The sequence below is a fragment of the Amycolatopsis sp. NPDC004747 genome, assembly GCF_053601335.1.
This window is the reverse complement of record NZ_JBSGBQ010000001.1, coordinates 357,468-368,162: the sequence shown is the minus strand read 5'-3', so window position 1 is coordinate 368,162 and position 10,695 is coordinate 357,468. Positions and strand designations below refer to the sequence as shown.

Genomic DNA, 10,695 nt, shown 5'->3' with positions numbered 1-10,695 from the left:
GCCAAATTAACAGGACGTCGTCCTCTTAACAAGAGAACGTTGTCCTGTTAAGTGGACCGTATGATGGCTGAGACATGTCTCAGTCGATGTTCATGCGGGCCAGGAGGCCGGAGCAGAAGGAGCAACGGCGCGCGGCCATCCTGGCCGCGGCCCGCGAGCTCGCGCTCGAATCCGGCGTGCGCAACGTGAGCCTGGGCAGCGTGGCCACGGCCGTGGGGCTGGCCAAGTCCAACGTCACCCGCTACTTCGGCACCCGCGAGGAGATCTACCTCGAGCTGGCGTCCGCGTGCTGGCGCGACTGGGCGGACGAGGTCACCCGCCGGCTCGCGGCCGGCCACGACGTCGTCGACGTCCTGGCCGAGACGCTCGCGGAACGGACGTTGTTCTGCGACCTGCTGGGCCACACCGCGACGTCCCTGGAGCACAACGTCTCGGTCCCGGCCGCCCGCGACTTCAAGCGAGGGGTGCTGAGCACCATCACCGAACTCGGCGCGGCGGTCGCCCGGGCACACCCGGACCTGACCGAGGGCGAAGCGTTCGAGCTGGTCGCGGCAGCCAGCGGCTTGGCGGGGATGCTGTACCCGGCGGCGAACCCACCGCCGACGCTGCGCGAGGTCTACGCGCAGAACCCGGACCTCGCCGCGGCATGCGTGCCACTCGCCCCGACGCTGAAGCGTGCGCTCGCCGCCTTGGCCGCCGGCCTGCCCTCCTTGCGCTGACGACCGATAACGCTACCGCCGGCCCGGACGGACATCGTGGTGCATTCGCCTCGGCGGTGTCACGATTCGTCGAACTCGGGAGACTCAAGGTCGGAGTCGAGGCCGGTGGCTGCCTGTGCGTTGATGTACGGGTCGCGCTCGATCCACTTCTTCCCCTCCGCCGCGATGCCCTCCAGGATGTGCAGGGTGTGAGCGAACCCAGCGGCGTGCAGGCTCATCATCGCCAGGGAGCGGGCGTCCTTGCCCGCATCGGCGGTGTCGCCGGCCGAGTCGGTGACCCGGATGTTCCGCGGCTCGCCGTTCATGAGCGTCAGCTCCAAGGTGTAGCTGAGTTCGGTGGTCGCGGCGACATGGACCGAGGAGACGGCATCGAAGCGGAAGTTGTTCCGTTCCTGCAGCTTGTGCACACCGTGCTCGAAGTCGATCTCGGTGCCGATCTCGCGCACGCCTTCCTGGGTGAGCAGGAAGATCCGGAGGTCGTACTTCGAGTACCGCCACGGCCCGAAGCGGTCCCGCGCTCGTTTGCACGGCCGACCGGGGGTTTGCAGGAACGTGTGGGCGAGGACATCGCGCCAGGCGAGCCGGTAGTGCTTCAACGCCTCGTCGAGCGCCATGGTCTTGTCGGCGGTGAGCCAGTTTTCCATCTTCGTCTCCGTCGGGCGCGTGTCGTCCAGCTTCCGCACCCAGCGTTCGTACTCGACCTGGCGGGCGGCCAGCACTTCGTCGTGCTCCTGCCAGCTGTCCCTGATCCGGCGGCGTTCGTTGAGGATGCGCGACCACCCCGCGCCGGCCGCCCAGGTCCCGACCACCGCGATGAAGACGGCTGCCGTGCTGGGGATCAGTGCGACGTCCACCGCCACCGAGACGACGTAAACGGCGAGGGCGAGGAAAGCGGTCGTGGACACCACGCAGCGAGCCTTCATCGACCTGGAGACGCGATACCGCTCACGATGGGGGAACAGCGTGCCGGCCGTCCAGCGCTTGTACGTCTCCCTGGTGAGGTAGCGGATGAGCCACCTGACGCGGCCGACGCCGATCCGCTCCTCGCGGTAGAGAACGGCGATCTCGTCGCACAGCGCGGCCCGGACGCCTTTGGTCTCGGACATCCACTTCTTGCGCTTCTTCCGTTCCGTGTCCGGGTCGGCGTCCGTGGGGCCGTATTTGATGAAGTAGTACTCGAACGAGCGAGCCACGTCCCGGGTGAACCCCGGAGCGGGATCGAGATCGGCGCTTCGCCTGACAAGGTAGAGCCGCTCCTTGGCGGCGAAGCGCCCGCGCCGGTATCCCCAGTTCAGGGCGCTGTGTGCGGCGACGTACGCGGTGGCGACGGCGAGCAGGCAGGCCACGATCGGCACGGGGCGCCCGCTCTGGATGATCGTCTTGATCACGAACGCGGTGGCGAGGCCGCCGGTCAGGGTGCCGATCGCGGCCCGCGCGCGGTCCCCCGGCGTGGTGGTGCTCGGCGCGGGACGGCGGGCTCGCGGCGGGATGGGATCGGGCTGGAAGTAGGCCCAGACGGAGTCCTCCCGCCCGTCGGCGAACCGCATCAGTTTCGCGTTCTGCCGGGTCTCAGCCCAGAAGTTGTCCCTCAGGCTGCCGGTGAGCACGAGGTCGAGGTGGCGCACGATCATCTCGCGCTGCCCCGTCGGCAGCTTGGCCAGTTCCTTGAGCGCGTGACTCGGGTCACCGCCGGTCTTTCCGAAGTATTCGAGCAGTTCGCACAAGGCGTTCAGCGACTGCGTCCATTCGTCCTCGAGCAGCTCCGCGCAGGTGAGGGGCACGGCCGCCAGCCGTTCGCGCTCTTCGGTGTTCAGGTCGCGGTACGAACGTTTGCTGAGCATGGCGAGGATCCAGTGGAACCGGACCTCGGCGCTGTCGAGACCGCGTGCCCTGGCGTCGTCGATGAGCCTGCGGGCTTCGGACGGCACGCCGTCTCGGAGGTAGGCCAGGCCCACCCGGTATTTCTCTTCGGGCGATGCGTTCGAGTCGAGCAGGTAGACGTTCGAGTTGTGGACTTCGTTGGCCTGGATACCGACATGGGATCCGCCGGTGGCGGTGTTTTCGGTCTTCGGGCCACTGTCCGTCATGACAATCCCTTCGCCGCCGTTATGAGGGCTGCGATCTTCGCCGCCAACCCGGCCAGATCCCCGATCAGGCCGCCGAGCCGCTTGAGCGCCAGCAGGAACGTCTTGTGGCTCTCGGGCGTCGGGGACTCCAGAGCCTCGTCGGCGATGTCGAGTTCGTTCCGGGCCGCCTCGTAAGTCGCGTTGTCGAGCTGTCCGCGGGAGCGTTCCCGCTTCAGTTCGGCGCGCAGGATGGCCAGTTCCGCGGCAAAATCGGGCGCGTCGGGACGATTCGGGGACGCGTTCTGCCAGACGGTGCTCCCGGTGACGGAGCCGGCCTGGATGCCGACCGGCCCGGTCGCGTAGTTGTACACACTGCCGTGACGGTCTTGGGTGGCGTTGTCGTCCATGGCGAGGAGTTCCTGTTCGTTGATGAGGTCACTGGCGAGCTGGACGGCGAATGCCGCCGCGTTGGCCGCGGCCGCAGGCTGCCACTTCCGGTCCGCACTGGTGGATTTGGTGCCGTCGGCCAGGTCGCTGATTCCCCGCACGACCGCGACGGGAGCGCCGTTGAGGTGCCCGGCTTGCGCGACGCCCGCCGCTTCCATTTCGATCGCCAGGGCGTCGTTGTAGTGATCGCGGATCCAGCGCGCTTCGGCGGACAACCGTGAGTTCTGCACGATCTCGCCGGCGGCGATGACCCCGAAGTGCGCCTTGGTGCCCGGCGGGGTGTCCCGGGCCCACTCGCCGGTCCGGGCCACGTGCTGGGCTACTTGACTGACCTCGTGCGCGATCTCCCAAACCCGCGGGCGAGCCTTGAGCCCGTCGTCCTCGCTGGTGCCGCCGTGGTAGGCGCAGACGTGGGTGGCGACGACGACGTCGCCGAGCGGGGTGTCCCACAACGCGCCCGCGACACCGACGAAAATGAGTGCGACCGGGGAGAAGTGCTGTATCGCGCGTTCGGCGAGGACGGCGGCGGGATGCGTTCCCTTGCCGGTGAGACTGAGCGCGACGCGGCACGACGTGCCCGGGATGGTGCCGATTTCGAAGCGGGTGCCTTTGTCGTGGCGGACGATCTTCGTATCGGTCAGCCTTTCGCGGACTGCTTGGTATTCGTCGTTGAAGGCGGTGAGCATCACCACCAGGTCGTCGGTCATGCGTTCCCCTCAGGTCGTGACGGTTCAGTTGGGGCGTACGAGCGGCGGATAGAGCGTGGTCTGGTTTCCGGCTTTGAAAAGACGGGCTGGGCGGCCGCGGCCGGCTCGGCGTTCGTCGCCGAGGGGCACGATGAAGTCGTTCGTCGCCTGGACCTTCCGGTAGAAATTCCGCGGATCCAGCTCGACTCCCCACACCGCCTCGTAAACCCGCTGTAGTTCGTTGATGGTGAAGGTGTTCGCGCAGAAGGCGGTGGCCAGAGCGGAGGACTCGAGTTTCGAGCGCGCGCGCTCCAGACCGTCGTCGAGGATGTCCCGGTGGTCGAACGCGAGCTTGGTCCGGCCGGCGAGGACGTCCGGAACCGGCGTCCAGGAGGCTCGGGCGGCATCGGTGCCCGCGAGCGGCTCGGGAAGACCGGGTGCGATGGCGAGGTAGGCCACGGAAACGACGCGTCCCCGGGGGTCGCGGTCGGGGGCGCCGTAGGCGCCCAGCTGCTCCAGGTGCAGCTGCGCCGCGTCGAGGTTCGCCTCCTCCTGCAGCTCCCGGTGCGCGGCGGCGAGCACGTCCTCCCGGTCGTGTTCGAGGAACCCGCCCGGGAGGGCCAGTGTTCCCCGGAACGGATCGACTCCTCGCTCGACCAGCAACACGTGGAGAACAGAGTCGCGAAGCGTGAAGATCACCAGATCGACGGCCAGCAGCACTGGAGGGGGAGTCCAATCGTTGTCTGCCACGCCCCAGACGGTACTTTACTGTCAGATAGACAGTAAAGGTGAAGTTCCCTGGTTCCGAGGTGACTGTGAGTGCGGGGACCGAGGCCATCCGGGTGACTTCGGCGTCGCCTCATGTCAGGTGATTGCGGCGGACGCGGGGACGTCGGACGCCACGGCGCCGGGTGGTCACGGACGCAACAGGTGGCCGAGCGTCCGCCTGCGGGCGGCGGCGTTGTCCCGCCGCGGGTCGAACACCGCGTCGAGCAGGGTCAGCACCTCGTCCCGAGCGGCCCTGGTGCGCATGATCCGCCGCCACAGCCACAGGTTCAGCGCGTGGCGGCGGGGTGAGGTGGTGGCCAAGCGGAGGACGTTGGCGACGTTGCGCCTCACCCGGTCCGGCAGCGTGGACAGGTCGGAACGCTGCTCGAGCAGTGTTTCCGGGAGCACGTCCAGGCCGTGCTCGATCATGAAGCCGAAGTCGGTGCGCCAGGCCGCCGCCCCGAGGTAGTCGACCATCCGGCACCAGCCGCGCAGGAACGTCAGTTCGAGCGGCGTGAACGGAGCCGGGTCGATGTCCGCGATCTTCGTGACCACGACGTCGAGGCAGGTCTTGTGCGCCTTCCACAGCGCGATCCGGAGTGGCTCGAAGTCGGTCGGGGCCCGGGTGCCGGTGACCATCGCGAAGTAGCGGCGCCACTGTTCGACGCTGGGTGCCAGCTCGTCCGGGACCACGCCGCCACGCACGTACCGGAACCGGGCGGCGCCGGGGGCGTCGGCGATTTCGAGTGGAGCGACCACCCCGGCCCGTTCCGCGCCCAGCCACGGGATCACGCTGAGGGTGTAGTTGCCGTAGGCCCACGGCGCGTCCGGATCGATCGTCCCGTCAGCGTGTGTGGTGGCTCCCAGCCGGTCGGTGCGGCACTGCCACTGGAGCTGGAACGTCCAGGCCCACAGGGGATTGTGCCGGTTGTCGGCCCCGAACAGCCCGCCCGCGTTCGTGGCGTCGATCAGGCGCCGGTAGGCGGCCATGCGGTGCTCGAACCGGAACGGGTCGAACCGGTCCGTCAACTCCGCCGCGGAGACCCAGACCGCGTAGAGGTCGAGGTCGGCCAGCTCCGGTGGATGGAGTGGGGTCACGTCGTGAATGTAGCGCGGTCCGGCGTCCCTGCCGCGTCCCACGGCAGTGGCATTCCCGCTGGTCCGGCGGCATGGGACCGTCCCGGCGTCCCGGGTCGGTCGCCGAAGGGCGATCGGCACCCCGGGCGCTGCCAGCCTTCACGCCATGCAAAGACTCGCTCTGGCCGTCGCGGTGCTGCTGGTGTTCCCCGCCGCGGCCGCGGCGGCCGCCGAACCCGTTGCGGTGTGCGGGCACACCGCCGGCCAGCCCACCCTGGCCCAAGGTGCGACCGGCGCCGCGGTCACCGAGGCGCAGTGCGAACTGAACCTGGCGACCAAGGCGAGCCGGTACGCGCCCATCGGCGCCGACGGCTCCTTCGGCCCGGCCACCGACGCCCGCGTGCGCGTGTTCCAGAAGTGCGCGGCCCTGAGCGTGGACGGCCGGATCGGGCCGAACACCTGGGCCGCCCTCAACTCCTGGTCCGCGCGGCCGCGCAAGTGCGCCACCCAGGGCACGGCCGACACCGCGCAGAGCGTCGTGTGCGGCCTTTCCACCGCCCGCCCGACCCTGCAGAGCGGTTCGGCCGGCACCGAGGTCAAGGAACTGCAGTGCCGGCTCAACCTCGCGATGGAGCCGGGCCACTACCCGCCGCTGACGATCGACGGGCAGTTCGGCGACGGCACCCGCACCCGCGTCATCCAGTTCCAGCACTGCGTCAACGCCAGCGCCGACGGCATCGCCGGGCCCACCACGTGGGCGAAGGTGACCGACTGGTCCAGCCGCAACACCTACTGCACGCCGCCGAAGCCCGCCGGGCACCCGATCGACGGCGTCGACACGGCGAAGTACCAGCACCCCGGCGGCGCGGCCATCGACTGGGGTGCGGTGAAGGCGTCCGGGGTCGAGTTCGCGACCGTCAAGGCGACCCGCGGCCTGAACGTCACCGACGACTACCTCGCCACGGACCTGCCCGCCGCCCGCAACGCCGGCCTCGCCGCCGGGCCGTACCACTTCTACACGGGCACGGCGGCGAACACGGGCGGCGCGCAGGCGGACCGGTTCATCGCCGCGGTCAAGGCCACCGGGTACACCGGCAAGCGCGCCGGTGACCTGCCGCCCGTGTTCGACCTGGAGTGGAAGGACGACGGCTCGGGCGGCTGCCCGCCGTACGTCACCGTCGCCGACGCCAAGGCGTGGCTGGACAAGGTCCAGGCGGCGTTCGGCCGGACCCCGATCATCTACACCCAGAAGTCGTTCCTGGACGCCTGCCTGGGCGGCACCACGGCGCTGTCCGGCTATCCGATGCAGCTCGCCGACTACCGGCAGTCCGTCACCCAGCCGGCGCTGCCCGCCGGGTCGAAGACCTGGCTGATGTGGCAGTACACCGACGCGGCCATCCCCGACGGCATCCCCGCGCCCGCCACCGGCGACGTCTTCAACGGCACCCAGGCCGATCTCGACCAGCTCGCCAACCGGTGAATCCCCGCTAGGAAAGGACGAGAATGACCCCCTCCATGAGCCGCCGCACAGTGCTGCGCGGCGCGGTGGTGCTCGGCGCGGCCGCGGCGGTCAGCCCCCTGTTGCTGACCGGCACCGCCCAGGCGTATTCGTGGTCCCGCACCCTCGTGCAGGGCAACACGGGCGCCGACGTGACCGAGCTCCAGATCCGCGTCGCGGGCTGGGCCGCCGACCACGCCAGCCAGAGCCGCGTCTCGATCGACGGCGAGTTCGGCCCCGGCACCGCGGCGGCGGTCCGCCGGTTCCAGGCGGCCTACGGCCTCGGCGTGGACGCGCAGGTCGGCCCGGCCACCCAGGCCGCGCTCAACGCGCTGGAGCAGAGCGATGGCTCCACCGCGCACTTCAACTTCAGCGAGTTCACCGACCGCGACAGCGGCACCTTCAACGGCGGCAAGGTCAGCGCGGCCACCGCCAAGGAGAACGCCCGGCGCTGCATGTACAAGCTGGAGGCGCTGCGCAAGAAGCTCGGGAACAAGCCGATCACGGTGAACTCCGGCTTCCGCAGCATCGCGCACAACGCCGAGATCGGCGGCGCGAGCGACAGCATGCACCTCTACGGCACCGCGGCCGACCTGAACGTGCCGGGCGTGGCCAACAAGACCGTCTACCAGAAGGCCGAGACGTGCGGGTTCTCCGGCCTCGAGACCTACAACACCGACCACCAGCACGTGGACAGCCGGGCCGACCTCGGCCGGTCGTGGTGGTGGGAGAACGGCACGGTCTGACCTGCCGCTGGGGGACCGGCGCGGGTCCCCCAGCAGGCACCGGCCGCGCTCAGTGCGCCTGCGGGGCCGCCAGCGCCGCCGAGCAGGCCGGCCAGTCGTGGAAGTCGTGGCGCACGCTCCACAGTCGGTGCGCCGCGTCGATGTTCCAGACCGGGTCGAACGCCTGCCGCGGCGAGCCGCCCAGCTCCAGCAGGCGGGCGTCGGAGATCTGGAACACGCCCCAGTTGCGGCTGCCGTTGGTGTTCGGCAGCACCCAGAGCGGATCGAGGAACGAGGCGCAGCGGGCGATCGCGACCGCGGTGTCCGGCACCTCGGTGAACACGGCCCGGACCCGCTGCTCCACCGAGGCCGCCGGCCAGGTCGCCATGCTGGTCCGGCGGTCGTACAGCGCGGTCTTGGTGGCCTCGTCGACCACACCGCGCGCGGGCAGTCCGGCGAGCACCTGGAACGCGGTGACCCGGCGCAGCGTCTCCGGACCGAACGAACCGTCGACCGAGAGCCGCCCGTGCGCCGCGACCAGCAGGTTCTGCACCTCGGTGACGCACTCGTCGTGCTGCCCCATGCTCACCGGGGGCTGGCAGGCGGCCGAGAAGAGCATCCGGTCGGCGTAGCGGCCGGAGGCGGGTGCGGACGCGCCGGTGGTGAGCCAGACCAGACCGCCGGCCAGCAGCACCACGACCGCGACGGCCATCGCGGCATAGGCAAGCCGTCGACGTGGCGGCGCGGCGCGGTCACCGGTCTCGGTCCCGGGTTCGTCGACGCGGTCGACGTCGGCCAGGGCCCACAGCTGGTGCAGTTCGCGCAGTTCCGCGGGCGAGGCACCGCAGACCTTGGCGAAGGAGTGGACGACGCGGTAGTCGGCGGGGACGCTCTTGCCGGAGCAGTACCGGTGCAGGCTGGAGCCACTGGCGCCGGCCTGCTTGCCGAGCCGTTCGTAGCCCTGCCCGCTGCGGTCTTTGAGCATGCGCAGGTAGGCGGCGAACTTGTCCGTGTGCAGTGTCACTGTGACTCGAACACCTCGCTCGGGCAGCGGATGACGGACGGAAGTTAACACCGTCGTGGAGCGGCCCGGGCAAAAACTGACGGATTGCGCCTTCCGGCGGAGTGCCCCCGGCGCTGACCAGCCCATGGGCCGAGATCTGCCGAAGGGGTGCACGCGGCCCGGTCAGGCTGCGCGGCACCCCTTCGGCAGACCTCTCGGACGCTGCCGGCGTCAGTGGGAGCGGTTCGCCCACCAGGACTGCCCGGCCTCGGGCAGCGTCGAGATCGGGTCGTAGTACGGGTACCGCCGCTGCAGCGCCTCCGGGTCCTCCAGCTCGATCCCGGTCCGGTAGTTCTTGGTCCAGTACGAGATCCCCAGCTCCCGGTCGTACTCGGCGAGCTGGTGCACCCACCGCTTCCCGACATACGGCACGTCGCACACAATCCGCGGCGTCGCATACCCGGGCAGGTACCCCATGATCGCGTGCTGCAGCTCCTGCGCCTCCCACACCGCAACGCGCCAGTGTTCGGCGTTGGGGATCATGTCGCACATGTAGAAGTAGTACGGCAGGATGTTCGCTTCCCCTTGCAGCGCAAAGCAAAGGTCCAGCAGCGCCGCCGGGGTGGCGTTGACGCCGCGCATCAGCACGCCCTGGTTGCGCACGTCACGGACGCCGACGTTCAACGCCGTCTGGGCCGCCTCCGCCACCAGGGGCGTCACCGACTGGGCGTGGTTGACGTGGGTGTGGATCGCCAGGTTGACCCCGCGGCGCTGGGCGGTCACCGCGACGCGCTCGAGGCCTTCGACCACCTTCGGCTGAAGCCAGTGCTGGGGGAGCGCCGCCAGGGCCTTCGTCGCCAGGCGGATGTCGCGGACCGTCTCGATGTCCATCAGGCGCATCAGGAACGACTCGAGCTGCGGCCACGGGACGTTGGCGACGTCGCCGCCGGAGACCACGACGTCGCGGACGCCCGGGGTCTTCTTCAGGTACGCGATCATCGCGTCCTGGCGGTCGACCGGCTTGAGCGTCAGCTTGTGCTTCTCGACCGTCTCGGTCGAGTTGCCGACCAGGTCCATGCGGGTGCAGTGGCCGCAGTACTGGGGGCAGGTCGAGATCATCTCGGCGAGCACCTTGGTCGGGTAGCGGTGGGTCAGGCCCTCCACCACCCACATCTCGGCCTCGTGCAGGGAGTCGCGCTCGGCGTGCGGGTGGCTCGTCCAGACCGAGTCGCGGTCGGAGCGCACCGGCAGCATGTAGCGGCGGATCGGGTCGGCGTAGAACGCCTCGGTGACCTTCGCCGGGTCCGTGCCGGCCGTCGGGGCCATCGTGTTGAGCATCTGCGGGGGCAGCAGCATCGACATCGTCGCCAGCTCGCGCTGGTCGGCGAGCAGGTCGTCGTAGAAGCGCTCCTCGAGCAGGTCGCCCATCAGCGCGCGCAGCTGCTTGACGTTGCGGACGCAGTGCACCCGCTGCCACTGCGCGTCACGCCACTCGGCCTCGGTCACGTCGTGCCAGCCAGGAAAGCGGCGCCAGTCGGGTTCCACCAGCTCGGCGCGGGCGTACTCGTAGGGCTGGTCGAAGGCGGCGGCAGGCGTCACAGGTTCCTGGATCGCAGTCACTTGTACTCCTAGTCGTCGGGAACGCGTTAAAATATCCTGTCATAACGTTCTCACGGAGTAAATCTTCCTGCCTGCTGGGGCGCCGT

Annotated in this window: 9 protein-coding genes; 3 read left to right on the top strand and 6 right to left on the bottom strand. The window is 69.6% G+C overall.

Annotation, left to right across the window (positions count from 1 at the left end; translation table 11 throughout):
- Nucleotides 1–74 precede the first annotated feature (74 nt).
- On the top strand, nt 75–719 hold the full coding sequence (locus ACWEGE_RS01575; RefSeq protein WP_449658506.1) for a TetR family transcriptional regulator: 645 nt from the start codon (nt 75–77) through the stop codon (nt 717–719).
- 59 nt (nt 720–778) lie between these two features.
- Here the strand turns inward: ACWEGE_RS01575 and ACWEGE_RS01570 are convergent, their stop codons facing one another.
- The 4 genes from ACWEGE_RS01570 to ACWEGE_RS01555 all read right to left on the bottom strand — a co-directional run bounded on the left by ACWEGE_RS01570 (nt 779) and on the right by ACWEGE_RS01555 (nt 5,784).
- Entirely contained in the window at nt 779–2,806 is a 2,028-nt protein-coding gene (locus tag ACWEGE_RS01570; protein WP_449658505.1) for a hypothetical protein, read from the bottom strand.
- On the bottom strand, nt 2,803–3,939 hold the full coding sequence (locus ACWEGE_RS01565; protein WP_449658504.1) for a phosphorylase family protein: 1,137 nt from the start codon (nt 3,937–3,939) through the stop codon (nt 2,803–2,805). The genes ACWEGE_RS01570 and ACWEGE_RS01565 overlap by 4 nt, the downstream gene beginning before the upstream one ends.
- 24 nt (nt 3,940–3,963) lie before the next feature.
- Nucleotides 3,964–4,638: an NUDIX hydrolase gene (locus ACWEGE_RS01560; protein WP_449658503.1), complete on the bottom strand. Its 675-nt coding sequence runs from the start codon at nt 4,636–4,638 to the stop codon at nt 3,964–3,966.
- A 195-nt stretch (nt 4,639–4,833) separates the two neighbouring features.
- Nucleotides 4,834–5,784 carry a Leg1-related protein gene (locus ACWEGE_RS01555; protein WP_449658502.1) on the bottom strand — a complete coding sequence of 317 codons (951 nt, stop codon included), beginning with the start codon at nt 5,782–5,784 and terminating at the stop codon, nt 4,834–4,836.
- A 145-nt stretch (nt 5,785–5,929) separates the two neighbouring features.
- Here ACWEGE_RS01555 and ACWEGE_RS01550 point away from each other — a divergent pair, with 145 nt between their 5' ends.
- The gene (locus ACWEGE_RS01550) at nt 5,930–7,243 is read left to right on the top strand and encodes a GH25 family lysozyme (RefSeq protein ID WP_449658501.1); all 1,314 of its coding nucleotides are present in this window, start codon (nt 5,930–5,932) and stop codon (nt 7,241–7,243) included.
- 35 nt (nt 7,244–7,278) lie between these two features.
- Nucleotides 7,279–8,007: a D-Ala-D-Ala carboxypeptidase family metallohydrolase gene (locus tag ACWEGE_RS01545; protein ID WP_449658500.1), complete on the top strand. Its 729-nt coding sequence runs from the start codon at nt 7,279–7,281 to the stop codon at nt 8,005–8,007.
- A 49-nt stretch (nt 8,008–8,056) separates the two neighbouring features.
- Here ACWEGE_RS01545 and ACWEGE_RS01540 read toward each other — a convergent pair whose 3' ends face one another.
- On the bottom strand, nt 8,057–9,010 hold the full coding sequence (locus tag ACWEGE_RS01540) for a helix-turn-helix domain-containing protein (protein WP_449658499.1): 954 nt from the start codon (nt 9,008–9,010) through the stop codon (nt 8,057–8,059).
- Between the two features lie 210 nt (nt 9,011–9,220).
- Entirely contained in the window at nt 9,221–10,609 is a 1,389-nt protein-coding gene (locus ACWEGE_RS01535; RefSeq protein WP_449658498.1) for a KamA family radical SAM protein, read from the bottom strand.
- Between the last annotated feature and the right edge of the window lie 86 nt (nt 10,610–10,695).